The following is a 26212-nucleotide window of genomic DNA, read 5'->3' as shown; positions in this document are numbered from 1 at the left end:
AGAATTCATGTCAGCGACAGACATACTGGTTGTTGAAGATGAAGAAGCCCTGGCGACATTGCTGGAATATAATCTTGGCAAGGAGGGGTTTGAAACCCGAATTGCCCGTGATGGTGAAGAGGCCCTGCTCAGGGTTGATGAAAAGGCACCTGACCTGATTGTCCTTGACTGGATGTTGCCAAAAACTTCTGGCATTGAGGTCTGCCGTCGCCTGCGCTCTCGTAACGATACACGCAACTTGCCTATTATCATGCTGACGGCCAGGGCTGAAGAGGCTGATCGCATCCGGGGACTGGAAACGGGTGCGGATGATTACATGGTCAAGCCGTTTTCCATGAGTGAGCTCGTTGCGCGGGTTCGCGCCGTGTTGCGTCGTATCCGTCCTGGTCTTGTAGAGGATACAGTCAGTTTTGGGGACATAACGCTGGATAGAGCGGCGCACCGGGTCACGCGTGGTGCAGCAGAGGTGCATCTGGGGCCGACAGAATTCCGTCTGCTGGACCATCTGATACAGCATCCTGGCCGGGTATTCTCGCGGGAACAGCTTCTGAACGCTGTATGGGGATCGGACGTTTTCGTTGAGGCGCGTACTGTTGACGTACATATTGGCCGCTTGCGCAAGGCACTCAGCCGGAACGGATATGCCAACCCCATCCGTACGGTCCGGTCGGCAGGGTACGCCCTCGAACTGCCCACCTAGGCGGCGCGCCTTATTCAGATCCGTTGTGCCATGAAAAAAGCCCGCCTTGGCGGCAGGCTTTTCCGGCTGACATGGGTAGGGTAAGTGTGGTGGCTGTCAGCCCGCTGCGCGTTTGGGGGTAGGCGCAGCAATCGCGTATTCAGGCCGCTTCGGACGCTCGCGCTTCTGTGCGGGTTGAAAGGCCATATGCGCATGATAGGCGCAATAGGATTTGCCCGAACCTGTCGACTGACCGCAAAAGTGGAAATCATCAGATGATGGATCACCAATCGGCCATTTGCACATATTTTTGTTGAGCGTATTCATCGTCGCGTTATCGCCCGTGGACAGAACAAGCGGTTCCAGAAATTCCGGCTCCGACATGATGGGCTTGAGGTCTATGCCCATATCGTCGTCGCTGGAAAAAACTCTCGGGGTCGGTTTGTGCGGGCGTTCGGTTTTGCGTGTCAGTTGAGGTTTTGCAGGAGCTGCTCGTCCGGACAGACCAAGCCGGTGAACTTTTCCGATCACTGCATTGCGGGTCACGCCCCCCATTTTGCCTGCAATCTGGCTTGCCGACAGGCCTTCGGCCCAAAGTTTTTTCAGCAATTCAACCCGTTCGTCTGTCCAAGCCATGTTCTCGCTCCATCTGCCTTTGCTCTCAAATTCAGCCCGCGTGTCAAGAGTGATTCAACATCTTGTAGGGAATGATGGTCTTCTCTCTCATTGGGCCTACATATAGTAGCTGAAAAGATTAGAAACACAATATGCAGGATTAGGAAAGTTTTAACCACAATACCTTGATTCGGGAAATTTTCTCCACATTCTGCCCGTCTTGACCTGTGGCTGTGGAAAAGCCAGACAGAAAACTCATGACGCAGCGCGATACAAGGTCTCCCATGACAACAGAAAATTCCACGACGGCGACACCCCACGCCACGGCCTTTGGGACACGGCGCTTCGGAGCTGTGAACTGGCTGGGTCTTTGGACGCTTTATCAAAAGGAAGTGCGCCGGTTCACCAAAGTGGCCTTCCAGACAATTTTCGCGCCGATTATTTCCACCCTGCTTTTTCTGCTGGTTTTTATGGGGGCCTGGGGCGCGCGGGGCACAGGTATTGTCATGGAAAACCTGGCCACTGGCGATCTGGTTGAATTTGCGGTGACGGTTTTCCTGCCGCCGGGCCTGATCATGATGGCAATTATTTCAAACGCTTTTCAGAATTCTTCGTCCACGCTGATCATTGCAAAAGTGCAGGGCTCCATCGTTGATATATTGATGCCCCCGCTCTCGGCAGCAGAATTGATGATCGCCATTGTGGCAGGGGCGGCGACGCGTGGTTTGCTCGTCGGTTTTGTAACCGCACTGACGGTGACGGCTTTTACCTGGGGGGATGTGCAGCCGCTACAGCACCTGTGGGCGGTTCTGTATTTTTCAGCTATGGCAGCCATCCTGATGGGGATGATCGGGGCAATCGCCGGTATGTGGGCAGAAAAATTTGATCAGCTCGCCTTGATTTCGAATTTTGTGATTACACCGCTGACTTTTCTGTCCGGGACGTTTTATTCCATGCGCTCGGCCTGGTTACCGGATTTTGTGCTGCTGTTCAGTCAGGTTAATCCTGTGTTCTACCTGATTGACGGGTTCCGCTATGGCTTCATCGGGGTGTCCGATGCGTCTCCACTAACCGGCGCGCTTGTTATTCTTGGCTTGAATATCGTCACCGGCGGCATCACGTATTACCTCTTCAAAACCGGATACAAGTTGAAAGCCTGATGTCAGAAACCAAAGACCTGCCGAATGACAATTTCATCCTGCCTTTTCAGGTTGGCAATACATCCGTGCGCGGCAAGACCGTACGCCTTGGCAGTGTTGTGAATGAAATTCTGACGCGTCATGCATTTCCCGATCCATTGTCCATGCTGTTGGGGGAGGCAAGTGCGCTGGTCACCATGCTGGGGGCATCGCTCAAATTCGATGGCAAGCTGATCTTTCAGGCACAGGGTGACGGCCCGGTCTCGATGATTGTTGCAGACTATACAGCTGGTGGAGCCTTGCGAGCGACCGCGAGTTTCAGGGGCGACAAGCACGACATCATCAAAAAAGCGCGCGGCCCCGAACTGCATTACCTGCTTGCCAAAGGGCATATGGTGATGACGATTGATCAGGGGCCGGAGATGGAGCGGTATCAGGGCGTGACGCCGCTGGAAGGTCCGACGCTTGAAGTTGCCACGGTCAACTATTTCAAACAGTCAGAGCAGATACCCACAGCCATACGTCTGGCTGTCGGGCGGTTGTCTGCGCCCGGAGAAGAGCCGCAATGGCGCGCTGGCGGCATCATGGTCCAGTTCATGCCGGGTGAGGGCGGCACGCGCGAGCGCGGTGAAGCCGAATTGTTGCGCGAAGATGATGAGGAAGTCTGGAACAATGCTGCGGCACTTCTGAATACAGCTGGACCGGATGAGTTGCTTGACCCGATGCTGGATGCGCAAGACCTGCTTTACAGGCTCTATCATGAAAATGGGGTACGGGCTTTTGAGCCGATGCCGGTCAGTTTCGGTTGCACCTGCACACGGGAAAAAGTGATCCGTGTCCTGGATCAGTTTACTGAGCAAGAGCGCGATGACATGACCGAAGATGGCAAGATACGTGTGGAATGCGAGTTTTGCCGTGAGCCATATGTCTTTGATGCTTGAGCGCTGAGATAATTACGCCCATCCTGCCATCACATAGTAGGGAGGGTTGTGGATGCCTCAGCAACTTGAAGCAGATTATCTGATCATCGGTACTGGTGCCATGGGCATGGCTTTCGTGGATGTCCTTCTGTCGGAGACGGATGCCAGTATCATCATGGTGGACAAGCATCACAAAGCGGGCGGTCACTGGAATGTGGCCTATCCCTTCGTGACCCTGCACCAGCCTTCCACCTTTTATGGTGTGAGCTCCAAAGAGCTGAGCAAGGGCCGCATTGACCAGACTGGTCTGAACAAGGGACTGGCAGACCTGGCGAGCGGCGCGGAGGTTAGTGCCTATTTCGATGAGGTTATGCGCCACACATTCCTGCCATCTGGCCGGGTGCAGTATTATCCCATGTGCCAGTATGAAGGGGACGGGCGGTTCACTTCCCTGACCAGTGGTGATGCGTATCAGGTCACGGCTCGTAAAACCGTTGATGCGACGTGGTTGAAAACATCCACGCCGTCCACGCATACGCCGGGTTTTGACATTGCGGAAGAAGCCTGGTTCATGCCGCCAAATGATCTGGCACGCATTGATCGGCAGCCTGAAGGCTATGTGGTCATTGGCGGTGGCAAGACTGGTATTGATACTTGCCTGTGGTTGCTGGAAAACCGTGTGGACCCGGACAAAATTCGCTGGATCATGCCGCGCGATGGCTGGTTACTGGACCGGCGCAATACACAGACGGCTCCGGAGTTTTTCAATTATGCATTGGGTGCTCAGGCCAGTCAGATGGAGGCAGTCGGGGCGTCAGAATCCATCGAAGACATGTTTGATCGACTTGAGTCTGCTGGTGTGCTCTTGAGGATCGACACATCCGTGCGGCCGAAAATGTTCCATGGAGCCACAATCAGCCAGTTGGAGCTCGAAGAGCTGCGCAAGATAAAAAATATCATTCGTATGGGGCGGCTGCAGAAACTTGAAAATAACAGGCTTGTGCTGGATGATGGGGAAGTGCCGACCAGCCCGGATTATCTCCACATCGACTGTTCCGCCAGCGCGGTGGAAAACATGGAGATCTGTGCCATCTTTCAGGATGACCTTATTGTGCCGCAGACCGTGCGACCCTATCAACCTGTATTCAGCGCGGCATTCATCGCCCATGTGGAAGCGACCTATGGAGACGATGAGGAAAAGAAGAACGGCATCTGTAATGTTGTGCCGTTACCTAATCATGATACGGACTGGATCAAGATGCAGACGTTATTCATGATGAACCAGTATAACTGGTCCCGCGACCCTGAAATACGCAACTGGCTCTATCACAACCGTCTCGACGGGTTCACGCAGCTCGTGCAGGACGTGAAAGAGGATGAGACCGACAAGATCGAAATTCTCCAGCGTCTGCGCGCCAATGCCGTGCCTGCCATGGCTAAACTTCAACAATATGTTGCCAGTCTGGGGTGAGTGCTAAAGACGGGGTCAAAGGCTTTCAAGAACTTGCGCCAGTCGCGCCAGATCTGCCGGGCCTGACATGCGGTGGTCGGCACCTTTTATCATTGTGATTTGCAGGTCACCCGCCTCAATATGCTCGGCAAGCCGCGCGGCATGTTGCCATGGCACGCTGGTATCATTCATGCCCTGTAATATCCGCACAGGTACATTTACTTTCAGGGGTTGCGCAAATACCGAGGCAGACTTGCCGTCCTCATAAAGTCGCCTTGTATAGATCATGACGCTTTCATCATACTCTGATGGAAATTCCAGTTTGCCCTCGCTGAGCAGCCGCTGCTGTGTTGCCTTGTCCCAGGATGGCCACATAAGTTCATCCGTGAAATCTGGTGCGGGTGCAATAAACAGAAGGCCTGCCAGCCGTTCCGGTCGCTGGCGTGCCAGCAGGCAGGTGATCCAGCCCCCCATGGAGGAGCCAATAAGAATTTGCGGACCTTCCGTTAGCTGATCGAGTACGCAAAGCGCATCATCGGCCCAGTCGGAAATACAGCCATCTTCAAAGTAGCCACCACTCTCGCCATGGCCGCTGTAATCGAAGCGCAGATACGGTCGGCCCATTGATCTGGCCCAACTGCTGAGATAATCCGCTTTCGTGCCGGCCATGTCTGAAGCGTAACCGCCAAGCCAGATGATACCTGTGCCTTCCCCTTCTGTCTTTCGCCAGGCAATGTCCGGTTTGCCGGGGCGTTTCAGGAAACGGGTCCTATCGGTTATGAAAGCATCGCTCATTGTTCTGTCGCCTGATAGTCAAGTTCCGCATCCAATACCTCCATGAACTGATCAAGGTCGCCGGCACATTCATCAATGGCAGATGGGGAGAGCAGTCGCAGTAACGCGCCGTCAGCGCGCTCCCCGATAATGGCGGGGAATTTGCCCCGGATGAAGCCGGCCAGCGTGTCCGGCAGTTTGTTTCGGTAATACTCCGTGATGTCGACCTGATGCTGGCTTTCCAGCTTTGCCTTGTAATTGATCCATTCCGGCTTTGGGGTCAGCCCATTATACGTGATGTCGCAAAGAGAACAGGAATCAATCCCGCGCATGACTTCAATCATGCCCAGTACAGCGCCTTTCAGGCTCTTGTCGGCATTCCAGACAAAATAGATTTTCGTAATCGGGTGTTCGCTCATGACATAGATGTTACACTGCTTGTCAGGCTGCTCAACAGCCCATATTGAGAGACAGCTTGTGGGGGATGAGCATGGTGGAGCGTCATGACAAAACGCCTTGAGGCGACCATATTGCAGGTCATCCCCGAGCTGGAGACAGGCGGGGCGGAACGCACGACACTGGAAATCGCAGAAGCTGTTATCCTGGCTGGTGGCAAGGCAGTTGTCGCGTCTGAGGGTGGGCCGCTGGTTGCGGCCCTCGAAGAACTAGGGGCGGCGCATGTTACTTTGCCGGTCGCCTCAAAAAACCCTCTCACCATGTATCTGAATGCCGGACGCCTGACAAAACTGGCGCAGGAAACGGGTGCAAATCTCATTCATGCACGCTCGCGCGCGCCTGCCTGGAGCGCCTGGAAGGCGGCACAAAACCTCGAGGTGCCCTTTATCACCACGTATCACGGTGTTTACAGGGCATCAGGGCGTCTCAAGCGGCGGTATAATTCAATTATGGCGCGGGGCGATTTTGTGATCGCCAATTCCGATTTCACCCGCGATCATGTACTGGCTGAGCACAGTCCAATCCCGCTTGATGACCCATCGCGGCTGATCACCATCCACCGCGGTGCGGACCTGCGCCGGTTTGATCCTGCATCAGTGATGGGGGAGCGCGTAGAGGCCATTGAAAGCCAGTGGCAGGGGCGCGATGCGCTCAGGATTTTGTTGCCGGGGCGCCTCACCAGCTGGAAAGGGCAGGAGAGCTTGATCAAAGCGGCGCAAATCTTGCGTGTCACCCGGCAGGCCTTGCCGGTGCGTATTGTACTGGCGGGCAGTGATCAGGGACGCAGCTCGTATTTGACCGAGTTGCAGACTGCCATTGAGGAAGCTGATGTGAGCCATATCGTGACCATTCCGGGGAACTGCACGGATATGCCGGCAGCCTATGCCTGGGCAGATCTGGTTGTCTCCGCTTCGACACGACCCGAAGCCTTTGGTCGTGTAGCGATTGAGGCGCAGGCCATGGCCTGTCCGGTGATAGCAACCGATCATGGTGGTGCGCGCGAGACAGTGGTGAACGGCGTGACGGGTTTTCTTGTGCCGCCAGGCGATGAAGCGGCACTGGCTGGAGCGATATCCGATTTTGCGGATATGAGCTTGGATCAGCGCGAAACAATGCGCTCAGAGGCGCGTCGTAATGCGGAAACAAGATTTTCCATTGAAAAGATGACAGATGCCACTTTGGATGTTTACATAAAGGCGCTGTCGGGAAACAACAGTTTGGGTAACGGGTAAAAGGGGTCGTGGCTATGGCTAAAGGCAAGTCCCGCATATTGATTTTGAAGGCAGCTGGTCTCAGCCAGTTTGTGGAAGCGGAACCCTCATTTGCGGCAATTCGTAACGCGCATCAGGGACATCCGGTGGACCTGCTGACCAGTCATGAATATGGGCGGCTGGCCAAAGGTGCGCCCTATTTTGACCGTGTGCTGGCTGCTGGCCCGTTCAAGGATGCAAAAGCCCGCAAAAATTTTCTCAACCAGTTACGCAAGCAGGGCTATTCAGCTGTCTACGACCTGGACGGTTCCGAGGCGACTTCCTCGATCCGTAAGTCTTTGTCCGGTTTTCGGGGGGCGAAATGGGTTGGCCCAAAAAAAATTCTCAACCGCAAGTCCACGGTTGGCGAAATGGTGCCGTCTTTTGCCGGTCCGGCGATGCGCAAATTGCTGTCAGATAATGGATTAGAGGTTGAAGACCGTCTGCCGGACCTGTCTTGGGCGCTGAGCGGACGCAAGGATGCCGCAAATATGCGGCCCAGCTGGTATGGTATTTCCGGTGAGTTCGCCCTGCTGATGCCATCACGGGACGAAACCCGCCGCTGGCCTGCGGAATGCTATGCTGAATTGGCCAGTGAAATGGTCAAGCGCGGCGTCACACCCGTGCTGGTCGGCAATGCTGACATGAAAACCTTCGGCAATGCGGTCACCCAGATTATGGTCCAGATCGGACCAAAGGGTGGCGCCCGCGCGCTGGTTGATCTGACGGACAAAACAGACCTTGCGCAGCTCGCAGCGCTTGCCAAAGAGGCAAGTTTCTTTTTCTCCGGCGTGACTGAAGAAGTCTACCTGACCATGGGGCTTGGCTGCCCCGGCATCCTGATTGCACACCCTTATGAGGATGATGTGGCCGATGTTCTGTATCGGCGCGATGTAGTGCGCATGACAGCCGAAGAGGCCGCCAGCATTGATCCCGCGACGACGATCAAAATGCTCGTTTCCATGGGCGTCCTGCCGGTTGATCGTGTCATCCGCCAGGAAGAGGCGGAAGGGGTCAGCCTCGGCTGACATGCCTCAGAATCCCCCAAAACATGCCATCGGCAGCGATTTTGCTGATTGATAAGGTTATTAACCCGTCTTATATTAACTTTTCTTCCGGCAACCAACCTGAAACAGTTGGTTGCTAGAGTGCACCTATTTCTTGCGAAGCAACCTATGGAGAAAGCCACATCGCACGCAGACATATGAATGAAGCGCCCGCCAAAAAAGAAGGCCCGCGTATCAATGATGAAATTCGGGTACCGGAGGTGCTGGTTGTCACCGATGACGGCGTAAAACATGGCCCCATGACCGTTGAGCGTGCCCAGGCGATGGCTGATGAAGCCAGGCTTGATCTGGTTGAGGTTTCTCCCACGGCCAAGCCACCAGTCTGCAAGTTGCTGGATTACGGCAAATTCAAATACCAGCAGCAGAAAAAAAAGGCGGAAGCCAAGAAAAAGCAGAAAGTCGTAGAGGTCAAAGAGATCAAAATGCGGCCCAATATCGACACCCACGACTATGAGACCAAAACCAAAGCCATGAAGCGGTTTTTTGATGATGGTGACAAGGTCAAGGTGACGCTTCGCTTCCGGGGGCGGGAAATGGCGCATATGGAGCGTGGCATGGATCTGCTCAAACGGGTTGAAGCCGACTTCGAAGAAATCGCCAAGGTTGAGGCTTTGCCGAAAATGGAAGGCCGTCAGATGATGATGGTTCTGGCACCACGTTGATTGAATAATCCCGTGCAAAGGCGCGTTATTGACTTTTCAAGCCTCCACATCTGAAGATATTGTCCAGTGTGGAGGTTCCATGTTCTCTTCTGTCATCACCAACCAGCTTGTTATTGCGTCAGCGCTGATTGCGGCAACATTTCTGGTGCATGCTGTTTTTGTCGCGTTTATTTCGGCTTTTCTGAGGCGGCGCCAGCCAACGGGCCGCGGTATCGCGGATTTGTTCCGTGATGTGATTGTCATGGTGGCGATATCTGTTCTGCTTCTGATTGCCCATTTTTCTTCCATATGGATGTGGGCAATCTGTTACCTCCATCTGGGGGCGTTCATCGATCTGGAAACAGCGCTCTATTTCTCTTCCGCGACCTACACAACGCTTGGCTATGGGGATGTGTTGCCGCCACAGGAATGGCGTATCCTGTCTGGCGCCATGGCTGCCAACGGGCTTTTGCTGTTTGGCCTTTCCGCCGCTATTCTGGTGGATGCCAGCGTCCGCATCAGACTTGGCGGTGACAACTGATATGGCGTGATTTTTTTTGGCTGCCACACTCTGGCCAAAAAGAGGCCGCTACTATACAAGAGTTAGGGTCGTTGGACATGAACGAGCAGGAGTACCGTTATGATCCGACACAAATTTTCATTACCTAAATTATCACTGGCCGTCGCGACGCCTTTGTTGCTGAGCGGGTGTATCATTGTCGATGCTGATCGCGTTGCTGATGTGCGCAGTGTTTCCGTGATCCACGCGCAGGGCGAAGCTGACAAGGCTGCTGGTGAGGCGATGCGCCTTTGCAGCAAGTATGGCGATGGTGGCGCGAAGCTGGTCGAGGTGAATGATGATGAAGGGGATGGTAAAGTCCGCTCCCTCTATCAGTGCTATTGAACATATTTTTACTGATTTTTCTGATAAAGTCTGCGGGTGTATGAAAACACCTGCGGGCTTTTGTCGTTTACCTTTTGGGAAGATCACATTATCCAACAGAGTCATACATGTTGTGTCCGCTATGTGATGGCCAGGCTGAAATGGAAAATAAAATCAGGCTCTTACCCCTAATTGGGTTGTTATCCCTCATGCTGCTCGCAGAAGGCTGTGCCACCGTGCGCAAGGGCGCAAGCTCAGTTGCTGATGGTACAGGGGCTGTGGTTGAGGGGGTCGGCAGCGCGTTGACCGCGCTTGCGCCGAAGCGGCAAGGTGATGCTGCTGATGAAGAAGAAATTGTGCAGCAGGGCGAAACAGTCGTCGTTCAAGCAGAGCCAGTGCCTGCGCCGGACATGGGGGAGACCACCCAATCTGTCAGTGAACGCCGTAATCCGGTAGGCACCGTGGCGAGTGGTGTTGGCAAAGGGCTCGGCGCTGTTGGCTCCGGTATTGGCAGCGCAGGCGGCAGTGTCGCGCGGGGCGTTGGCAGTGTCTTTGGTGGTCTTGCGCCGAAAAAGCAGGATGTTGAAGTCAAGCCCGGCGAAGAGGCAAAAGGCGACATGGTCGAAGTGGAAGTGGATGGTGAGGTCAAACGCTTTGTCCAGAAACGCCCGAGCATCAATCCGTTTAAGACATATCCGTTTAAGCCGCTGCCAAATCAGGAAGGCGATGTCACCACAAACCAGATCATGCGGGCGCAGGCCTGGAGTGATATTGTTGATATTTCACAAGTGCGTCTGATCGGTGATGACCGTATGCGGATTGATATTCTCAGCCCGTTTGTCATGAGTGTTGAGGAGATGGAATATGTGCTGCTTGCCCGCGCTGCCGGGGAAGCATCGCGCGCAGGGTTTCCGCGTTTTTCGATCGTTTACCTGAACTACAAAGGCGGAAAAGGCCTCTCCAACCTGCTATTGCCGGAGATTAAATACGGCGGATCGGACTGGATCGGCACATATGAAGATCTGATTACAGAGCGTGAGAGCCAGCGCCTGACCGGTAATGTCAACCGAATTGGGGCTAAACGGCTTGAAGCGGTCATCCTGTTACAGCCAGCGGAAAACCGGCGGCAGCGGGAGACTTTTGCCGCGACAGAAACATATCTCAACATGCTGAATAATCGCAAATTTGAGGGACAATATCCTTACGGTAACTAGAATGTCAGTGAACCATGACTGAGACATTCACCATCGGCCTAGTCGGTGCACGCGGCCATACAGGTCGTGAGCTTCTGCGGCTGATTGACGGGCATCCGCATTTGCAGCTTGTGTTTGCTGCGTCACGGGAACTGGCGGGCAGTCCTGTGTCAGATATTGCCCCTGCGCCAGCCGGACTTCTTTTTGAGAATGGTACAGCGGCTAATCTCGCCAGCCGGCAACCGGATGTGTGTATTCTTGCATTGCCAAATGGGGCGAGTACGCCCTTTATTGATGCTTTCGAGATGGTAAGTCCGCAATCGGTTCTGGTTGATTTGTCAGCAGACCACAGGTTCGGTGATGGGTGGGCTTATGGTTTGCCGGAGCTATACGATGAGCGTGAAGGCCTTTATGGCGCGCAGCGTGTCGCGAATCCCGGCTGTTATGCAACGGCAGCGCAAATTGCTGTTCATCCATCTCTGGGTATGCTGGCAGGTTCCCCGTCAGTTTTTGGTGTGTCCGGTTATTCAGGGGCTGGGACAACACCATCGCCCAAAAATGATCGAGAGCGGCTGCATGAAAACCTAATGCCTTACGCCCTTACGGACCATATTCATGAACGTGAAATCTCGCACCATCTGGGCCAGCGCGTATGTTTTACGCCGCATGTGCACCCCGCGTTTTCAGGCATTTTGGCAACCGTGCATCTGGCCTTCAGGACACCACAAACAACACAAGGCCTGCTGAAAACATATCAGGAGGTCTATGAAGGCCATGACTTAATCAAGGTGCAGAGTAATGCGCCGGAGTTGAAAGACGGAACAGATTTCCCCGGAGTCATTATCGGCGGTTTTGCCGTGTCGGAAGATGGAGCGCATGGGGTTATTGTGGCTGCTGAAGACAATCTGCTGAAAGGGGCTGCTGTTCAGGCGATTCAGAACATAAATCTCGCCCTGAAACTTGACCTGCTGACAGGGATTTTACCCGGCAAAAGGTAGTGCAGATATAACGCACCCTTGCAGTCATTCCGTATCATCTACCGAAGTTTCAGGCAGTCTTTGGGGCGTGAAAAGGCGAGTGCATCAATGAAATCGACAGCGGCATCAACAAGACATTCATCACCTGTCCAGAACATCACGCCATGACTTTCACGCGGGTGTGTGATGTGCGCGCCATCAATATCCGCCGCCAGTTCCTGCCCATATAGTGGCGGCGTGATCACATCGCGCTCGCCAGAGAGCACCAGTGTTGGCACGCCGGCAAAGTCAGCGGCATCAATAATTTTCTTACGGAAAGAAATGCCCATCGCCTCACACAGACGGCGGCTGTAATCTTGTTCTTCAAGAGTGTAGACAGGCCAGTTTGTTGCTCCGGTAGACGGTCCGTGATCATTTTCTCGGCAAGTCGTTGCAAGATGCACGGGCCAAGAAAAATCCTCGTCCAGATAGGACCAGTAAATTGTCTGGTGCCAGTCCATGGCCCAGTTGGAAAGGGAACTGAGATAATTTGCCGGTTGAACTGTCAGCGCTTCAACAATTCTCAGTGCACGGCTCTGACCATTGGCTTGATAGAGTGCATCATGGACGACCAGCAAGGCTTCACGGTCCCCCATATAGACAGCATTGCCGAAGGGCTGGCCACGCACAGGGATCGGGCGGTCGCGCAATTGTGCCTGTAAATCTGTGAGCTTTGACTTGATCCCGTCACCGCAATTAACAAGGTCACCGCCTGGCGCGCAGCGGAGCTCAATCTGATCCAGCACCCGGTCGAACGCCGCCTGATCGTCTTGAAATACTGCAACACGATTATAGGAGGGTGAGTCAAAAATGACAGAACGCACACCTTTGGCATCAACATTCAGCACATTGAGGGCGGTCTGTGCCCCGTAGGAAATGCCGTACAGGTTCCATTTTTCAATATTCAGCCCACGCCGCAGGGCAGCCAAATCCCGCGCGGCATAGTCAGACTGATACGCACCTGGGACAACGCCTTCGGCCTCAAGGGCGCGGAAGCAGGCGGTATCCGCCTCAAGGATGCGGGATTGAAGGCTTCGCTCTGCCGGGCGCTGTTTCAGGTCCTGCCAGGCAGCGCGCAAGGCAGCGGGGCAGTGCAGGGCGGGCTCTGAATGACCGAGCCCACGCGTATCCACGAAGATCATGGCTCGGCCAGTTTCCAGTATCGGCTTATACACATAGCGCAACCAGCCATCGCTGCCGAAATCGTCATAATCTGATGGCACACCGGAAAATCCTGGGCCGCCCTCAAGATACATGAACGGATCTGGCATACGCGCCCCGCCGGCCGGCGGGTTCAGTACAAGCGCCAGTATCGAGATCAGTGGCCCGCCATCGCCGCCCGCTTCATAAGCGTCCCAGTCTTGCGGTGCGTAGGTGCGGTAACATTGGGCATTGTTCTGGCGAGGCATCCGGAACGGGCATTTCACTGCTACCACGTCGCCGACCTTGTACCTGCCATCGCCAAAGATGACCGGGTCGATCACCGGTTCTTCGTGTGTTAACCAGAAGGGAAGCGTGACAATGGCTGCCAAAAGCACGGCGATGAGCAAGCGCTTTCCAACCGAAATGTCATTTCCTGCCCGTTGATGATCCATCATTCCCCTCTTACATTGTATGTTAGGGTTAAATCGAGAGGAGAACAAATTCCATGACTATTGATCTTGTGTCTATAGCGGCGCTTATTCTGGGTGTGATGGGCGCGTTGGCGTTTTTCCGGGTCAGCAAACTTGAGCAGTATTCGAAGAACAAAGGTACAGTCGAGAATGATTTTGACTCTCTCGCCAACCTTGAGCAGTGGAACGTGGTTGACCGACATCTGCGCCGCAAGCGCTAGCTGTGACGGACAAACCTCAACCAGACCATTTTTTCGATTGGCACAGACAGGGACTCTTTCGTTAGCGAGTCACGCTGCGTATCGTTGGTTAGCCGATCACGGTTTTCGGCAAAGGAAAAAAGCAGACTGCCGGATTTGATCAGATCAGGTCTGTGCAGTCCTTTATACCAGAAGGTACACCCTCAGAGTCTGAGCGGACATTCTGGTTATCACTATTCATTACAGGGATTGCTGGTTTTGCCGATAAAGGTAGCTTTGGCGGTATTTCAAATTGAGAATGGGTTTTAGCCACTTTTATCGCAATAATCTAATTACTACGCGCACGAATTACAACTGCCAGCAGAAAGCACATTGTAGCTGCTATGAATAATGGCGGGCCAGTTCTTCCCCATGCGTCATGCGCCACATACCGTAGCCGATATTGGCGGTGCCGATCAGAACGAGCATGATGATCGCCACCATGTTAGCGCCATTCTGCCTGTCGCCGCTCATCACTTTGGGCCTTTTCTACTGTAACAAAAATTGTAACGCTATAATGCGGGTCAGGGCAAGTTGGGGCGTATCTGTTGCCAGCTGACGCAGAGGGCCGCAGTCACGCATCATTGTCAGCACGCTTTGCCGCTGCTTTCAATCGCGGCGAAAAGCGCTATCTGTATTCTGTAATAAAGAAAGATCTGATCATGCCTGAAGCGTCTACATCGCCCGCCGCCACTGACAGCCCGAAAAAAGCAGGGCCTTATCGCTCCCTGCGCGAGTTCATTGAGCGGCTGGAGGCAGAAGGCGAACTGGTGCGCGTGACGCATCCTATCTCAACTGTTCTGGAGATGACCGAGATTCAAACCCGCCTGCTCGCAAAAGGGGGCCCGGCGGTGCTGTTTGAAAAGCCGGTAATGGAAGACGGTACACCTTCGGACGTGCCGGTTCTGGTCAACCTTTTCGGCACGGTCAAGCGCGTCGCCATGGGCGTTACTATGGGTAATCTCGCTCGGGAAACGGGTGAAGAATTGCGTGAAGTGGGCGAAACCCTCGCCTTTTTGCGCCAGCCGGAGCCACCCGGCGGCCTGAAAGACGCGCTGGAGTTGTTGCCTTTGGCCAAGCAGGTATTGGCCATGAAACCGTCGTCGAAGAAATTCGGCACAGCCCCCTGTCAGGAAGTGGTGCTGGAAGGAGATGATATTGACCTCCACAAGCTCCCTATACAGACCTGTTGGCCGGGTGAGCCAGCACCGCTCATCACGTGGCCGTTGATTGTCACCAAGGGCCCATCTGACAAGCGTGAGGACAATTTCAATCTCGGCATCTATCGTATGCAGCGGTTGAGCCATAACAAGACCATCATGCGCTGGCTGAAACACCGCGGCGGCGCGCAACATCATCAGCGCTGGTCAAAGGAAAAGTCGGAACCGCTGCCTGCTGCTGCTGTGCTGGGCGCAGACCCCGGTACGATCCTTGCCGCAGTTACGCCTGTGCCGGATACGCTGTCAGAGTATCAGTTTGCCGGGCTGCTGCGTGGCAAAAAAGCCGAGCTGGTGGACTGCAAGACCGTGCCTTTGAAGGTGCCGGCGGAAGCCGAGATTGTCTTAGAGGGGCATGTCTCTCTGGAAGAATATGCAGATGAAGGGCCGTATGGGGATCATACAGGTTATTATAACTCGGTAGAGCAGTTTCCGGTCTTCACGGTGACGGCGATCACCATGCGGCGAGAGCCGATTTATCTCAGCACCTTCACTGGCCGCCCGCCGGATGAGCCGAGTGTTCTGGGGGAGGCTTTGAACGAAGTGTTCATCCCCCTGTTGCAGCAACAGTTCCCGGAGATTACGGATTTCTGGTTGCCGCCAGAAGGCTGTTCTTACCGCATTGCTGTCATCGCCATGAAAAAGGCCTATCCCGGCCACGCTAAGCGGGTGATGATGGGCGCTTGGTCATTCCTGCGGCAGTTCATGTACACCAAATGGGTGATTGTTGTGGATGAAGGCGTGAATGCGCGCGATTGGAAAGATGTCTGGTGGGCCGTCAGCACCAAGATGGATCCGGCCCGCGATATCACCGTGATTGAGCACACACCGATCGACTATCTCGACTTCGCCTCGCCTGAGAGCGGGTTGGGCAGCAAGATCGGCCTCGACGCCACAGACAAATGGCCCCCCGAGACAAAACGCGAATGGGGCGAGGTGCTCAAGATGGACGAAGGCGTGGTCAAGCGGGTAGATGAGATGTGGAAAGAGCTGGGGCTGTGAGGAGTGAGCATTGAGATCATCCTCGGCGAAAGCATCTGCAGTACGAGTCGCAGGTAACCGTTTCATAGAATCAGATATTAAAATGCTCCTAGGAAAACTTCGCTGGCCGTTTACTAAGCGAAAGTTACGCCGAACCAACCTGCGGAGAGAAATAACAGTATCCAGACGAAAAAATCAGTTGTTGTGACTGAGCGCACAACAATGTTACCTCTGTTCGCATTCCAATAATGCTGCCAGCCGATACCGTCGATAAGTCCAAGCTGCTTCTCAAGCTCCAGAGAATATATGCCCCGCATGTGTATGCGGCTTGAGAATACTCGGTATCGAACAAAAAAAACTGAAGTTAGCAAAAACGGCAACCAATAGACTATCTGCTGACTATCATTTACCGGATTTGTCATGAGCCAACTCGCAACTGCTGCATTCGCGACAGCAACGAATTTAATGCAGTCATCACGCAGCTTCATCTGCTCGAACATTTCGTGACGGACAATCGCGTATTGTTCCATTTGAATTTGTGAATCCACCTGATTTCCCCCCTTCAATCTAGGTTCTGCTTAACCATCAACCTCTAGTGCCGTCCAGATCTGACTTTGACAGATCGGGCCGACGCAGCCTTGCACGCGCAACGTGCCGTCATCATTCAGGCGGAGGGTGGAACGGTAAGTTTTGCCGGTTTCCGGATCATAGATATTGCCGCGACGCCAGCTCTCGCCATTACGCTCAAAACCCCAGACAAGTTGAATGCCGACCAGGGGGCGACCCTGCAATTCTGGGTCCGGGTTGTTACCATCAATGCCGGGGCCTGCCTCTGCCGGGTCCACCCAGGTTAGGGTGCCGCAGGGTGTTCCATCGCCACAGTCGCTGATGTTGACCTTGCCGCCGCCGGACTGGGTGAGCCAGAGGCCGGCGACATCCAGCTCTTCGGCGAGGACTGGGGTGGTAGTGAGGGCAAGGGCCGCGAGGGCAGGGGCGATCAATCTCATTTTGAATCTCCGAGGTCTTGTTCGATTAAACCCTCGGCGATCCTTTACTCTCTGTCAATCGGGGAAACTCTTTGTTGCCGCGTATTCAGTTTATGCATGCTCTTGACATAATTGGATTTCTCTATTATCCGCCTGCACCGTAAATACAAACAGGAATTTTGACGTGCAAAAACCAGAACAGATATATCAGCTGTTCCGCGACATCGCAAAAAGTGCGATGGGCGTGCACGCCTTTCATAGCCAATAGGCTATACCAGAAGGGCGCGTACAAGCGCCGGAATACGTAAAACCCATAAATTTCAATAAGATAAACGCTATAGCGTTAGCGAACCTGGTCGTTCGTTTTGCGTCCACGCGTTTCTCTATCTTAATGGTGAATGTCATGAGACTTGACCTCCTGGGACGCGTGCGCACTAATTCAGGGCGTGAGCGTCATATTCTATATTATTACCGTGATCGGTTTGCACCGCTTCTATTGCGCTGGGCCTTTGGCGACCAAATCAGTATCAAGGATGTACGCCAGTCTCCGCTTCGTGGATTGTTGGAAAAACCAGCCTTGAAAACAGCTTTGGCGGCCTGTGGCAAAGGCATACTTGACCTTTCCAAAGTTGACGCGGCGCAGATGGATTATGCTACGCTCGCTTACAGCCTTGACTTCGGTCAATGGCCATTGCCGGGAGATAAGCTCTCCCGCTTTGACCAGACTAGCCGAAAAGGATACTCCTTCGTGGTGCAGCTCAATTTTACCGGGCAGCATGATGGATTCTATCGTCAACGTATTGACCGCGAGAACCGACAATATTTCACGTATTTCAACCATCCGGTTAATACGGAAGAAGGCGGTCGGAATACACTTGCATGGGCACGGATTGATTTTGATCTGGAAACGGGTGAAGCGCTGATCGAGGAGTTGCAAAATGACTGGCTGCGGGATGCCGCCTTGGACTACAAGTGGGCGCAATCTCTGAGGGCGAAGAAGAAGGGCACAAGCCCTGTTCTTGGCGGCAGGACCGAGTGTTCGGTGGATGCAGAGACATTCTGTCATTACTATGAGCAGTATCTGCTCCAACACGCTAAAGTCTGGTCGGAAGCTATGCTGGCAGCAGCGCTGCAGGTGCTGGTTGAGCTGTTGTCCATCCGTCAGGTATGGATGCACACTTTCGAAACCGGCAACCACCTGAAAGGCCTGGCGCGGGATTACTCAAAACCGCCCATGTCTCTTTACAAAGAGCTACCTCGGAAGTTCTGTTTCCAGCGTACCAACCGCGCACCGTCGTTTCTTGAGAGCTGCGGCACCCGCAAGCGACGACAGTGGCTTAAAAACGGCAACGGTACCTTCTGGTATCTTGCCCTGTGATCTTCTATGCAGTTCATCAAAAGGAAATGCATGGCACATATTCCGTGCCATGCATCGCTGGCTGTCGAGAATAGCTACTTTTTAACGGTCACATAGCGCTTAGGCTGGTATAGAAACATTAGGCCGCGCCAACCAGTCTGAGCGGCTCAGCTGGTAAACAGCGCAAGGCTCGTCTTCTTCGTCAAAGATGCGCATTTCGACAAACCTGAAGCCAAGCTTTTTGTAGAAGCTTATGGCGTGCCTGTTGCTTGCAAACGGGTCTATCAGGACCTGCTGGCAGGTGGAGTTGGCGAAACATTGCTCCAGGGCCCAGTTCATCATCTTCCAGCCGTATCCTTTGCCGATAAAGTCCTGTTCACCGATCCAGATATCTATGGCGTGTGTTCCTTCAGGTACATCGCCCCAATAATGTGTTTCCTCTCTATGCGCATCAATGATTTGCAGAAAACCGATGGGTTGCTCGTCAGCCTCTGCAATCAGCTGTTGCCGCCAATATGGATCATGGGCGAGATCTTCTGCATAATCCCATTCAAAATCAGGCATTGCCTCAATCATGTGCGGCGCCTCTTCCCAGCGCTCGAGCAGTGGCAGGTCTCTCATTCTGGCTTTGCGGAATGTGAGTAATCCGCCGGTTGCAGAGTGGTTTTTCATGGCGACAGGCTGCATCTGAATTGGGGTGCTGTCCAGTCAGTTTTCCTGTCTATGGTGTGCCGTGTTTGCATACTCCTTGAAATATGCAGGCAAGGGGGTCATTAGGATTGACGCCCCAATGCGCCCTGCGTAACTTTGTTGCCTCTCACTGTGTGTGAGAAAGTCGTCTGCAGGGAGTTAGTTGCGTGCGTAGAATCAACCATAATAATGTATTGCAAGTTGCTGAGCAGAGTCAGCTTGGTTTTTATGAAGCGTCTCCTGACAGCGGTGCAGCTTTTCCACTTCCTGATAGTGGTCCGCATATCCCCTTCTTCAATATGGATGGGGATGATTTCGCCGGAGATTCATCCACAACGGGTGAGCTGATCATTGATGGGCCAACCGTTAATGGCGCGATAGATTTTGACGGAGATAAAGACTGGTTTGCCATAACGGTGGCTGCTGGAGATATTGTCAATTTCACTATCCAGTCCGGGATTGATATTGCCGAGCTGGAGTTCTTTTCAGCGGATGATGAGTTCGCGGCGGTTTTTTCCAATTTTGCTGACGGAAATCCGGGGCCAAATACTGATGCAGAGTTCATTGAATCCGGCACAGTTTATGTGCAGATCGCGCAGGGTTTCGGTAGTTCCGCTACTGGAGGTTACTCAGTCACAGCCAGTCGATTGATGGATGATATTGCCGGGAATATCACAACGACAGGCGTGCTGACTATTAACGGCCCGGGCGTTACCAGTCAGTCAGACTTCAGTATCGATCGTGACTGGTTTGCCTTTTCTGCGAATGCAGGCGATCTGATCAATTTTATACTGGATACTGATGGCGGTTTTTACCAGCTGACCGTATTCGACAGTAATGGTGACAGTATTGGCGGGGCAAGTCCGAACAGTGATCTTACTTTCACGTTCGATCAGGCAGATACCTATTACCTCGAGGTGCAGGGGTCTTTGAACGCTGACTATACTGTGTCAGCTGTCAGGGCAGATACGGATGAGTTTGAAGATTCTGCTGCGACAAGTGGCAAGGTTATCATTGATGGCCCTGCGACTACAGGGGCTATTCAGTTCAGCTTTGATGAGGATTGGATTGGTGTAAATGTAGAGGCCGGGCAGACTGTTCGGTTTGTGCTTGAGGTAGATGATGTTGACAGCCTGAGCGCCGGTATGGAGCTGGTGCGCGCCGACGGGTTCTTTCTGGCCATCGGGATAGAAAGCGTATCAACTCCGGGCTTAACTTCTCTTACCCACACATTCGAGGAGGCTGGCACATTCTATCTCGCGATTTCTGCACCTGAAAACAATCTTGGTCAGTATGCCCTGGCTGCCGTGTCTATTGAAGATAGTGCCGGATCTTCTCCTGAAACAGCGGCTCAGCTGCCAACGGATGGGAAGGCTTTTGCCGGCAGTTTTGATTTTGAGTCTGACACAGACTGGTACGAGTTTGCAGTTAGCGATAATGACGTCGTGGAGTTTCTCGCGACCAGTAGCGACTTTGGGACTGGACAATCTTTGACGTTTAATCTTTACAACGAAGATGGCTCATTTTTCGCAGCTGAAGCATTTGAAGACCCGATAGTCGGTGGTGTTGTTCTTACCCAACGGTTTAATATGGCGGGTACATATTATGTTGAGATTGATAGTCTGATAAATGAGTTGGCGCCATATCAACTCCAGGCTACGCTTCAAACAGATGACTTTGCTGAGGATGTGAATACAACGGGCGTCATCACGCTTGATAGTGATGTGGTTGGTGCCGTTGATTATTATCAGGACCGCGACTGGTTCGCCTTGTCAATTAGTTCTCCGCAGGAGGTGCTGTTGGCTTTGCTGGCGACCAATAACAGTTTTGAAGGCCCGCTGATTGAGGTTTTTGATGCTACAGGGCAACTGCTGTTTACGGGGGATCAGGGAGATACCTTTTCCAATCTTGTCATTGTTGACTTTCAGACAACGGGCACTTTCTTTGTCGGTGTTTCCTCCGGAGCCAACCGGAATTTCTCTGATAGTGTAACCGGGGCTTACAGCCTCTCAGCCATTACCGTCGATGAGGCAGACATTCTGGGAACGGTTGAAAATGATATTCTGAACGGGACGTCAGCTGATGATGTCATCAAGGGCCTTTTCGGCGATGACACGCTAAATGGCTTGGGAGGTGATGACCAACTGTTTGGCAGTCTCGGACAAGACAGTTTGTTCGGGGGTGATGGGGAGGACTTTCTTTCAGGCGGTGCGGGGGATGATGTCCTGACTGGCGGATCGGGCCGCGACATACTTGAAGGCGGCAACGGTCGTGATGAACTGTTCGGTGGAGGCAGTGCTGATTCACTCTTGGGTGGATCGCAGGATGATGTGCTTTTTGGTGATGCGGGAAATGACATGTTGTTTGGAAATGGCGGTGACGACTCGCTCATGGGAGGCGATGGGAGTGATTCTCTGGACGGTGGCGGCGGCCGCGACTTGCTTGACGGAGGGGCAGGTAATGACGAGTTGATTGGCGGTGATGCAGCAGACAGAATCTTCGGTGGCGCAGGTGATGACAATATATCTGGGCGCAGAGGATCTGATTTTATTGATGCTGGAGACGGCAATGATTTTGTCGCTGGGCGCGGTTTGACGGATGTCATCTTTGGCGGTGCGGGCGATGATGATCTGCGCGGGAATGGAGGCCGTGATACTTTGCATGGTGAGGCCGGGAATGATGTTCTGATCGGTGGACAGGGAGATGACACGCTGAATGGCGGCGCTGGTGATGACATTCTCGATGGGCGTGCCGGGAATGACATCCTCTCCGGCGGCGCTGGAATCGATACGCTGTTTGGCAAGGGCGGGGCTGATATATTCATCTTTGCCAGCGGCCATGATCAGACTACCATCATGGATTTTCGGGATGATCAAGATACGCTGGATTTAACCGGCTTCGGGTTTGCTGACCTCTCTGAGGCAACCGCTCTGATGAGTGAGTCCGGCGGGAACGTCACCTTTGCTCTCAACGGTGATACGCTTTTGATCAATGGCGTTACGATTGCTGAGTTGCAGGATGATATTTTGATCTAGCTGGCCTGGTTGGCGATTGCATGTATTGTAGCATCTGTCATGGAGGTCAGGCCTGTCCGTCCGGATGCGTCGGGAAATACGGTAAGTATATGAGTTCTATCAATCTCTTAAAGTGCTCTGACATGCGGTTTTATTCATAAAAGAAGACCCGCGCTGGTGAGGCACGCAACCAGCGCGGGCTTCCCGGTCAGGTCCTGGTTCTCCCCCAACCCCGGACCTTCCGTTCTGCGGCTGGGCAGCCTCTCTCCTTGCTGCCCTGTCGCTTTCTCCCCCTTTCCCTGCGCTTACTGCATGAACCAGATGCCTGCGCCAGCGGCGCCCAGCAGCGCGATGACCAGCAGTATACCAACCAGTTTGGCGCCGCCACCTGAGCGTTTGTTATACTCCGGCGTATTTCCGCCCATCTGATTGTAGAGGCCACCATTTGCAAATTTGTTGTAAGTCATTTTTCTCTCCGTCTGTTCCCATGCCTCACAGTATGTGAGTGATTACTCATTAACCATAGCCATGGGCGGCGCTGGAGTCAACAAATGCGAGCGCTTACTAACATTAAAAAATAGTAATATGGGCATTTGTTTGGCAAGATATTGTTTTTAATAAGAAATAGTTCTTTGGTTGGGAGCGTCGTGAACTCTTTTTCGGCAGAATAAAGTGAGCGGCGAGCCTGACCATTGATCATTTTTGCATGCAGAAGGAGCGGCGGTTAACCCGGATCTGTTGTACAACTTGCCTGATCTAGCAGGGCCTGAACCTGTGATGTTCCCTCAGCACTGCCAGAGCGCTCAAAGAACTTCACAGATTCGCGCCAATAGCTGCAGGCGGCGACTATATTCTGACGATCATATTCAATACCGCCAAGGCTCGCATATTGTGCCCCGATAACCAGTTCGTTCCCGAGTTCATCGTTCAGGGTAATGCTTTGCTTGTAATAATTCTCCGCCTGCGTCAGATCTCCTTGCAGCCTTTTGGTTCGCGCCAACACCCCCAGCTGCATTGCCAGTCCGCGTGCATCACCCAGTTTTCGGGATAGCTGCGCACTTTGTGTCAAATACCCTTCAGCCGCCTCATATTTCTGCTGGCTTTGGGCAACAAGGCCCAGATTGCCCAGTGTACGGGCGATATTCGCTTCCTCGCCCAGTCCCTCGAATATCGCCAGTGCTTTTTTTAGATTGGAGTTGGCTGCCTCAGCATTTCCACGGCTGATGCCGATAACGCCCAGATTTGCGTGTTGCAGGCCCAGTGCCTTCGGCCTGTTCAACCTCTCATTGTACTGAAGGCTTTTCAGAACGTGGTACTCGGCAAGTGCCATATTTCCAGCCTGGATTGCGAGAATGCCGAGATTGCCTTCAGCAGCAGCCTGCCAGGCTGTTCCCTCCAGGGCAGGGTCTTCTGCAATAGACTTGAACTGCGACCGGGCGTTTTCTGTCTCGCGTGACTGCTGGAACAAGAGACCAAGATGGTAGCGTGCTGCAGGGTCGTCACTGTTTATCTTCAGGGCTTCGGTATAAGCCCGATAGGAAGCAGAAGGCGCAAAAAGAAAGGTTAGCGCACCTGTTTCAGACAATGTCTCAAAGACGGCTGTTTCATCACCATTGTTGCGCTGGGCAGTGACAATGGCGGCCAGTGTACCAAGGGCAGCGTCGCGATCACCGGCCGCAAAACTAACCAGCGCAGCGCGCTTATCGGGCATGTTGCTTTCGGCAAGCTGTGTCAGGTTTTCTGTCAATGTTTCCAGCGTCACCGCGTCAAGGTCGGGCAGGGCACGTTCTATCTCTGCGCTATAGGCTGTTCGGGCGCGCGCCACGAGGGCCTCTTGTGTGGATCGTTCATCCTCGCCGCCTGCTGCGCTCCCCCTATCTGACACCGCAAAGCCTGAGGGCAGGATGGCCCCGACCAGAATCACGAGAATCAGGCAGGCAAAAGTAGGCCACAGCACACGGCCGTCAGGCTTGCTGCGCAACCATCTGCCAGCACTGGTGAACAGGTCTTTCTGGTAAGTCAGTAGGGACATAATAACCAACCCTTAGCCTGCTTTACAGGGCACATCCAGACTTCAAAGGAGCCTGAAACTTACTGGAGCAGTCCACAGTCGGCTTCTGACATCCAGCCCAGAACCGTACGATACTGAATATCGGACCCCAGCTCATAAAACAGGCCGGCCGCCCTTTGCCAGTTTGCACAGGCTGTCTCGAGGTCACCTTTTATCTGTGCGAGACCACCAAGATTGGACAGAGTTGTTGCGATCCCGGCTGCTCGGCCGGTTTCTTCATCCAGTGTAAGCGAACGGCGATGATATTTCTCAGCTTCGTCGAAGTTGCCACGATCGTTATGGATATTACCGAGGTTGCCCAATTCACGTGCCATGCCTGCCTTGTCATTGTTCTTTTCATACAGATCAAGCGCGCGATGGTGCAGGTCTTCTGCAGCATACAGGCTGCCACGGGCCTTCTCTATGAGACCCAGATTTCCCAGGCCTCTCGCGGCGGTTACTTCCTGTCCAAGTTCAAGGTTTTTGGCGACGCCACGGCGTAAATAGTCCTCAGCGAGCGGAATATTGGTTCTGGTCATCTCTACCTGACCAAGGTTGATAAGGCTGCGGGCGACCCCTGTCTCGTCTCCGTTCTGTTCATATAAGACTAATGCCCGCCGGTGAAAGATTTCGGCTTGATCCAGGTTGCCCGCAAGCTGTTGGGTCACAGCCAGTTGTACGAGCGTATCGGCCATACCTTGCGGATCTTCGGCTGTTTCATATTCAGCGAAACTGCGCTGATAATATGCTGCCCCGCGCTCAAACCGTCCGCGGCTTATCTCCACATCCCCGAGATTACGCATGGCGTTAGCCCGCGCCCGCCGGTCGATGATACCTTCCGTCTGTAAGATACGCGTAAAGACAGCTTCGGCTGAATCATATTCTTTCAGTGCCAGATGAATATGGCCAAGTTCACGGGCTAGGTCCGGATTACTTGGGGTCAGTGTCAGAGCGTTGGTATAATTCACTATGGCGCGTGCAGGGTCCGCCAAATAGGCGAGTGCGCCGGCTTGTCTGAGTGTCTCTGACGCATCGAGAATACTTGGCGTCGCGCCAGAGGTTTGGGTTTCAGCCAGTTCTTCGAGGCGCGTGACGGCAGTTTCAATTTCGCCAAGGCTGACGGCTTCAAAAGCGGCCAGCTTTTCAGGGTTTTCTGGAGTGTTGAGGCTTGTCAGGCTTTGCCGTAGGGCAGTGAGCAGGTCAGGACTGGTATCTGGGGCGGCGGACCGCACGTCTGCAATGATCTCTTCGAGGGATCTGGGGGCGATAGTCGCCGACGTTGCGACCGGTTCTTCGGCAGTATTTTCAGATGTCAGGGCATTCCATGTGATAACGGCAAGCAGCCCTGCCACAATCAGTGTTGAAAACAGCAGCCCGAAGCGGGGGAATTTTTTTGCGGTTTCTGGCAAAGAAAATGTCTCTCAACGTGTCTTTATCGTTCGATGTAATCGACATTTCGAAATGCGCAAGCACTCCTTCTGGTGCATTTTGATGCAGCTGGTGAGTGTCCGTTCATACCTTGGCAGGCGCTGTGTTCTAAAGAGCGTATTGGGTCGCCCCCTTCCGGGGCCCGGGGCAAATCGCCTGCCTTTTCAGGCAGACGCAAGGGAACGGTTTGGGCCCTTGGATATGGAAGGGGGCGGTTCTCGAAACCGGCTTTGAGGGCCAGTTATGACTAGCTGATGGAAAGTGCGATCATGCCGATCGCCATCACTACCATGAGCCCGGTAAAGAGGATGGAAATGGGATTGGCAGGTTTGTTCTCGACAAAAGCACCGCCACGAACCTGATTATAAAGCCCTGATTTTGAAAATTCGTTATGTGTCATTTTCTCTCTCCTCTTCGTCGCTTCTGCACAAAATTATGTATGTGAGCGATTACTAACTTGTGTACTGTAATCAAAGCCATGTCAAAGAAAAAATGAGCATCTGATCACATTTTATGAAAAAGCCCGCCTGCCGCCAGTTCCGGCAATGCCCTGC

At 53.4% G+C, this 26212-nt stretch carries 27 protein-coding genes; 15 read left to right on the top strand and 12 right to left on the bottom strand.

Annotation, left to right across the window (positions count from 1 at the left end):
- Positions 1–7 precede the first annotated feature (7 nt).
- Positions 8–700, top strand: a complete 693-nt coding sequence (phoB, locus tag RAL90_RS14045) for a phosphate regulon transcriptional regulator PhoB (protein ID WP_306251706.1) — start codon at positions 8–10, stop codon at positions 698–700.
- A gap of 96 nt (positions 701–796) precedes the next feature.
- Here the strand turns inward: phoB and RAL90_RS14040 are convergent, their stop codons facing one another.
- Positions 797–1315, bottom strand: a complete 519-nt coding sequence (locus RAL90_RS14040) for a GcrA family cell cycle regulator (protein ID WP_306251704.1) — start codon at positions 1313–1315, stop codon at positions 797–799.
- 263 nt (positions 1316–1578) lie between these two features.
- On the opposite strand from RAL90_RS14040, the gene RAL90_RS14035 reads away from it, so the two are divergent.
- Genes RAL90_RS14035 through RAL90_RS14025 form a run of 3 tightly spaced genes read left to right on the top strand, consistent with a single transcriptional unit; the run spans position 1579 to position 4824 of the window.
- Entirely contained in the window at positions 1579–2454 is an 876-nt protein-coding gene (locus tag RAL90_RS14035) for an ABC transporter permease (RefSeq protein WP_306251703.1), read from the top strand.
- Positions 2454–3374, top strand: a complete 921-nt coding sequence (locus tag RAL90_RS14030; RefSeq protein ID WP_306251701.1) for an Hsp33 family molecular chaperone — start codon at positions 2454–2456, stop codon at positions 3372–3374. The genes RAL90_RS14035 and RAL90_RS14030 overlap by 1 nt, the downstream gene beginning before the upstream one ends.
- A gap of 52 nt (positions 3375–3426) precedes the next feature.
- A complete protein-coding gene (locus RAL90_RS14025) occupies positions 3427–4824 on the top strand; it encodes a hypothetical protein (protein ID WP_306251699.1) in 1398 nt (465 codons plus the stop codon).
- Positions 4825–4839: 15 nt separating this feature from the next.
- Here RAL90_RS14025 and RAL90_RS14020 read toward each other — a convergent pair whose 3' ends face one another.
- Together RAL90_RS14020 and RAL90_RS14015 are read right to left on the bottom strand one after the other, a co-directional pair.
- On the bottom strand, positions 4840–5598 hold the full coding sequence (locus tag RAL90_RS14020; protein ID WP_306251697.1) for a carboxylesterase: 759 nt from the start codon (positions 5596–5598) through the stop codon (positions 4840–4842).
- A complete protein-coding gene (locus RAL90_RS14015; RefSeq protein WP_306251695.1) occupies positions 5595–5996 on the bottom strand; it encodes a hypothetical protein in 402 nt (133 codons plus the stop codon). The genes RAL90_RS14020 and RAL90_RS14015 overlap by 4 nt, the downstream gene beginning before the upstream one ends.
- 84 nt (positions 5997–6080) lie before the next feature.
- Here RAL90_RS14015 and RAL90_RS14010 point away from each other — a divergent pair, with 84 nt between their 5' ends.
- From RAL90_RS14010 to argC, 7 genes are all read left to right on the top strand, one after another.
- Positions 6081–7265 carry a glycosyltransferase family 4 protein gene (locus RAL90_RS14010; RefSeq protein ID WP_306251693.1) on the top strand — a complete coding sequence of 395 codons (1185 nt, stop codon included), beginning with the start codon at positions 6081–6083 and terminating at the stop codon, positions 7263–7265.
- A gap of 14 nt (positions 7266–7279) precedes the next feature.
- Positions 7280–8311, top strand: a complete 1032-nt coding sequence (locus tag RAL90_RS14005; RefSeq protein ID WP_306251691.1) for a glycosyltransferase family 9 protein — start codon at positions 7280–7282, stop codon at positions 8309–8311.
- A 176-nt stretch (positions 8312–8487) separates the two neighbouring features.
- Positions 8488–9012, top strand: coding sequence for a translation initiation factor IF-3 (gene infC / locus RAL90_RS14000; RefSeq protein ID WP_306251689.1), 525 nt, complete (start codon positions 8488–8490; stop codon positions 9010–9012).
- Positions 9013–9091: 79 nt separating this feature from the next.
- Complete coding sequence (locus RAL90_RS13995; protein ID WP_306251688.1) at positions 9092–9532, top strand: ion channel; 441 nt, start codon at positions 9092–9094, stop codon at positions 9530–9532.
- Positions 9533–9631: 99 nt separating this feature from the next.
- Positions 9632–9895, top strand: coding sequence for a hypothetical protein (locus RAL90_RS13990; RefSeq protein ID WP_306251686.1), 264 nt, complete (start codon positions 9632–9634; stop codon positions 9893–9895).
- A gap of 140 nt (positions 9896–10035) precedes the next feature.
- Positions 10036–11088 carry a hypothetical protein gene (locus RAL90_RS13985; RefSeq protein ID WP_306251684.1) on the top strand — a complete coding sequence of 351 codons (1053 nt, stop codon included), beginning with the start codon at positions 10036–10038 and terminating at the stop codon, positions 11086–11088.
- 14 nt (positions 11089–11102) lie between these two features.
- Positions 11103–12065 carry an N-acetyl-gamma-glutamyl-phosphate reductase gene (argC, locus tag RAL90_RS13980; RefSeq protein WP_306251682.1) on the top strand — a complete coding sequence of 321 codons (963 nt, stop codon included), beginning with the start codon at positions 11103–11105 and terminating at the stop codon, positions 12063–12065.
- A 38-nt stretch (positions 12066–12103) separates the two neighbouring features.
- Here the strand turns inward: argC and RAL90_RS13975 are convergent, their stop codons facing one another.
- On the bottom strand, positions 12104–13681 hold the full coding sequence (locus RAL90_RS13975; RefSeq protein ID WP_306251680.1) for an alpha/beta fold hydrolase: 1578 nt from the start codon (positions 13679–13681) through the stop codon (positions 12104–12106).
- 50 nt (positions 13682–13731) lie between these two features.
- On the opposite strand from RAL90_RS13975, the gene RAL90_RS13970 reads away from it, so the two are divergent.
- Positions 13732–13917 (top strand): hypothetical protein, encoded by a 186-nt coding sequence (locus tag RAL90_RS13970; protein WP_306251678.1) that lies wholly within the window; start codon positions 13732–13734, stop codon positions 13915–13917.
- 360 nt (positions 13918–14277) lie between these two features.
- On the opposite strand, the gene RAL90_RS13965 is transcribed toward RAL90_RS13970, so the two are convergent.
- Positions 14278–14409 carry a hypothetical protein gene (locus RAL90_RS13965; protein WP_306251676.1) on the bottom strand — a complete coding sequence of 44 codons (132 nt, stop codon included), beginning with the start codon at positions 14407–14409 and terminating at the stop codon, positions 14278–14280.
- 188 nt (positions 14410–14597) lie between these two features.
- On the opposite strand from RAL90_RS13965, the gene RAL90_RS13960 reads away from it, so the two are divergent.
- Entirely contained in the window at positions 14598–16154 is a 1557-nt protein-coding gene (locus tag RAL90_RS13960) for a UbiD family decarboxylase (RefSeq protein ID WP_306254060.1), read from the top strand.
- 113 nt (positions 16155–16267) lie between these two features.
- Here RAL90_RS13960 and RAL90_RS13955 read toward each other — a convergent pair whose 3' ends face one another.
- Complete coding sequence (locus tag RAL90_RS13955) at positions 16268–16681, bottom strand: hypothetical protein (RefSeq protein ID WP_306251674.1); 414 nt, start codon at positions 16679–16681, stop codon at positions 16268–16270.
- 30 nt (positions 16682–16711) lie between these two features.
- Positions 16712–17140 (bottom strand): DUF2147 domain-containing protein, encoded by a 429-nt coding sequence (locus RAL90_RS13950; RefSeq protein WP_306251672.1) that lies wholly within the window; start codon positions 17138–17140, stop codon positions 16712–16714.
- Positions 17141–17522: 382 nt separating this feature from the next.
- Between RAL90_RS13950 and RAL90_RS13945 the strand changes: the two genes are divergently transcribed.
- Positions 17523–18497 (top strand): hypothetical protein, encoded by a 975-nt coding sequence (locus tag RAL90_RS13945; RefSeq protein WP_306251670.1) that lies wholly within the window; start codon positions 17523–17525, stop codon positions 18495–18497.
- 99 nt (positions 18498–18596) lie between these two features.
- Here the strand turns inward: RAL90_RS13945 and RAL90_RS13940 are convergent, their stop codons facing one another.
- Entirely contained in the window at positions 18597–19148 is a 552-nt protein-coding gene (locus RAL90_RS13940; protein WP_306251668.1) for a GNAT family N-acetyltransferase, read from the bottom strand.
- A gap of 185 nt (positions 19149–19333) precedes the next feature.
- Between RAL90_RS13940 and RAL90_RS13935 the strand changes: the two genes are divergently transcribed.
- The gene (locus RAL90_RS13935; RefSeq protein WP_306251666.1) at positions 19334–22201 is read left to right on the top strand and encodes a calcium-binding protein; all 2868 of its coding nucleotides are present in this window, start codon (positions 19334–19336) and stop codon (positions 22199–22201) included.
- 284 nt (positions 22202–22485) lie between these two features.
- On the opposite strand, the gene RAL90_RS13930 is transcribed toward RAL90_RS13935, so the two are convergent.
- From RAL90_RS13930 to RAL90_RS13915, 4 genes are all read right to left on the bottom strand, one after another.
- Complete coding sequence (locus tag RAL90_RS13930) at positions 22486–22647, bottom strand: hypothetical protein (RefSeq protein ID WP_306251664.1); 162 nt, start codon at positions 22645–22647, stop codon at positions 22486–22488.
- Between the two features lie 257 nt (positions 22648–22904).
- Positions 22905–24212, bottom strand: coding sequence for a tetratricopeptide repeat protein (locus tag RAL90_RS13925; RefSeq protein WP_306251662.1), 1308 nt, complete (start codon positions 24210–24212; stop codon positions 22905–22907).
- 59 nt (positions 24213–24271) lie between these two features.
- A complete protein-coding gene (locus RAL90_RS13920) occupies positions 24272–25639 on the bottom strand; it encodes a tetratricopeptide repeat protein (RefSeq protein ID WP_306251660.1) in 1368 nt (455 codons plus the stop codon).
- A 266-nt stretch (positions 25640–25905) separates the two neighbouring features.
- Complete coding sequence (locus tag RAL90_RS13915) at positions 25906–26058, bottom strand: hypothetical protein (protein WP_306251658.1); 153 nt, start codon at positions 26056–26058, stop codon at positions 25906–25908.
- Positions 26059–26212 lie beyond the last annotated feature (154 nt).

Source organism: Parvularcula sp. IMCC14364, assembly GCF_030758415.1.
GTDB lineage: Bacteria > Pseudomonadota > Alphaproteobacteria > Caulobacterales > Parvularculaceae > Aquisalinus.
This window is presented reverse-complemented; position numbering and strand designations above follow the sequence as displayed.

Excerpts from the sequence above, each read along its gene's own strand:
- phoB (WP_306251706.1), top strand. The coding sequence starts at position 8 with ATGTCAGCGACAGACATACTGGTTGTTGAAGATGAAGAAGCCCTGGCG.
- RAL90_RS14040 (WP_306251704.1), bottom strand. The coding sequence starts at position 1,315 with ATGGCTTGGACAGACGAACGGGTTGAATTGCTGAAAAAACTTTGGGCC.
- RAL90_RS14035 (WP_306251703.1), top strand. The coding sequence starts at position 1,579 with ATGACAACAGAAAATTCCACGACGGCGACACCCCACGCCACGGCCTTT.
- RAL90_RS14030 (WP_306251701.1), top strand. The coding sequence starts at position 2,454 with ATGTCAGAAACCAAAGACCTGCCGAATGACAATTTCATCCTGCCTTTT.
- RAL90_RS14025 (WP_306251699.1), top strand. The coding sequence starts at position 3,427 with ATGCCTCAGCAACTTGAAGCAGATTATCTGATCATCGGTACTGGTGCC.
- RAL90_RS14020 (WP_306251697.1), bottom strand. The coding sequence starts at position 5,598 with ATGAGCGATGCTTTCATAACCGATAGGACCCGTTTCCTGAAACGCCCC.
- RAL90_RS14015 (WP_306251695.1), bottom strand. The coding sequence starts at position 5,996 with ATGAGCGAACACCCGATTACGAAAATCTATTTTGTCTGGAATGCCGAC.
- RAL90_RS14010 (WP_306251693.1), top strand. The coding sequence starts at position 6,081 with ATGACAAAACGCCTTGAGGCGACCATATTGCAGGTCATCCCCGAGCTG.
- RAL90_RS14005 (WP_306251691.1), top strand. The coding sequence starts at position 7,280 with ATGGCTAAAGGCAAGTCCCGCATATTGATTTTGAAGGCAGCTGGTCTC.
- infC (WP_306251689.1), top strand. The coding sequence starts at position 8,488 with ATGAATGAAGCGCCCGCCAAAAAAGAAGGCCCGCGTATCAATGATGAA.
- RAL90_RS13995 (WP_306251688.1), top strand. The coding sequence starts at position 9,092 with ATGTTCTCTTCTGTCATCACCAACCAGCTTGTTATTGCGTCAGCGCTG.
- RAL90_RS13990 (WP_306251686.1), top strand. The coding sequence starts at position 9,632 with ATGATCCGACACAAATTTTCATTACCTAAATTATCACTGGCCGTCGCG.
- RAL90_RS13985 (WP_306251684.1), top strand. The coding sequence starts at position 10,036 with ATGGAAAATAAAATCAGGCTCTTACCCCTAATTGGGTTGTTATCCCTC.
- argC (WP_306251682.1), top strand. The coding sequence starts at position 11,103 with ATGACTGAGACATTCACCATCGGCCTAGTCGGTGCACGCGGCCATACA.
- RAL90_RS13975 (WP_306251680.1), bottom strand. The coding sequence starts at position 13,681 with ATGATGGATCATCAACGGGCAGGAAATGACATTTCGGTTGGAAAGCGC.
- RAL90_RS13970 (WP_306251678.1), top strand. The coding sequence starts at position 13,732 with ATGACTATTGATCTTGTGTCTATAGCGGCGCTTATTCTGGGTGTGATG.
- RAL90_RS13965 (WP_306251676.1), bottom strand. The coding sequence starts at position 14,409 with ATGAGCGGCGACAGGCAGAATGGCGCTAACATGGTGGCGATCATCATG.
- RAL90_RS13960 (WP_306254060.1), top strand. The coding sequence starts at position 14,598 with ATGCCTGAAGCGTCTACATCGCCCGCCGCCACTGACAGCCCGAAAAAA.
- RAL90_RS13950 (WP_306251672.1), bottom strand. The coding sequence starts at position 17,140 with ATGAGATTGATCGCCCCTGCCCTCGCGGCCCTTGCCCTCACTACCACC.
- RAL90_RS13945 (WP_306251670.1), top strand. The coding sequence starts at position 17,523 with ATGAGACTTGACCTCCTGGGACGCGTGCGCACTAATTCAGGGCGTGAG.
- RAL90_RS13940 (WP_306251668.1), bottom strand. The coding sequence starts at position 19,148 with ATGAAAAACCACTCTGCAACCGGCGGATTACTCACATTCCGCAAAGCC.
- RAL90_RS13930 (WP_306251664.1), bottom strand. The coding sequence starts at position 22,647 with ATGACTTACAACAAATTTGCAAATGGTGGCCTCTACAATCAGATGGGC.
- RAL90_RS13925 (WP_306251662.1), bottom strand. The coding sequence starts at position 24,212 with ATGTCCCTACTGACTTACCAGAAAGACCTGTTCACCAGTGCTGGCAGA.
- RAL90_RS13915 (WP_306251658.1), bottom strand. The coding sequence starts at position 26,058 with ATGACACATAACGAATTTTCAAAATCAGGGCTTTATAATCAGGTTCGT.